Annotated in this window: 1 protein-coding gene and 1 pseudogene; both read right to left on the bottom strand. The window is 47.7% G+C overall.

Going from position 1 to position 715, the window contains the following annotated elements; genetic code table 11:
- Positions 1-484, bottom strand: a pseudogene (locus CIK04_RS29685) (hypothetical protein); the annotation flags it as partial.
- On the bottom strand, positions 429-665 hold the full coding sequence (locus CIK04_RS34945; RefSeq protein WP_325206007.1) for a hypothetical protein: 237 nt from the start codon (positions 663-665) through the stop codon (positions 429-431). The pseudogene CIK04_RS29685 and the gene CIK04_RS34945, both read right to left, overlap by 56 nt.
- Positions 666-715: the final 50 nt, after the last annotated feature.

The raw sequence follows: 715 nt of genomic DNA, 5'->3' as shown, positions 1-715 counted from the left end.
AGGTCAAAACGCTCGCCATTGCGGTTGATGATATCAAGGCGGCGCACACCACTCTCAAGCTCTGCGTCAGACGGTATAACCCATTCAAGTTTTTGTCATCGGCGATCGCGTCGATAAGTTGCTCACGCTCAGGATAAAACTGGGTAAGCGAGCTTTGAGGCGATTCACACTCCACCAGCTTAGCGAAGTTCAGATGCTTAGCCAGTTCGTTTTCCACCGCCACAGGTTTGATGGTTTGATACTCTTCGCCAAGAATCTTATTCCACTGCATGAGTTCAGGTTGATCATGGCAACCGAAGATCAACTCCAATTCATCAATGGTAACCGCACCGATGGGGTTTTCTTGATTCACGACGATCGAAATAACATCAGAGGTAAAGAAAAGCTCCGTCGGGCGATAGCCATATTTGTGCTCAAACAAGGCGATTTCACTGTCGAGCCATTTGCGTGAACTGATACCCAGATGCGCTTGATTGTCGATCATTGCGCCTTGCACATCGGCACTTTTTCGCGCGGTGATATCGTAGCTCTGCCGATTGGATTAAATCGTTAGCAACCGCCATCAATTCTTGTTCAACCAAAATACGCGAGCTTTCTTGTGCCCAAGCCCCCGCACTCAACGACAACCCAGCCAATGTAGCAATACAACCATTGATTAATTTCATTTTTGCTCCCTTCATGATTGCCACCCGTTATTGACTGAACAGTGCGTTTG

The organism is Vibrio sp. 03_296 (assembly GCF_002265885.1).
Note: the sequence above shows the minus strand (reverse complement) of the source record. Positions and strands in the feature narration are given on the sequence as shown.

Bases quoted from the DNA above. Each gene is read 5' to 3' on its own strand.
- CIK04_RS34945 (WP_325206007.1), bottom strand. From the start codon at position 665: ATGAAATTAATCAATGGTTGTATTGCTACATTGGCTGGGTTGTCGTTG.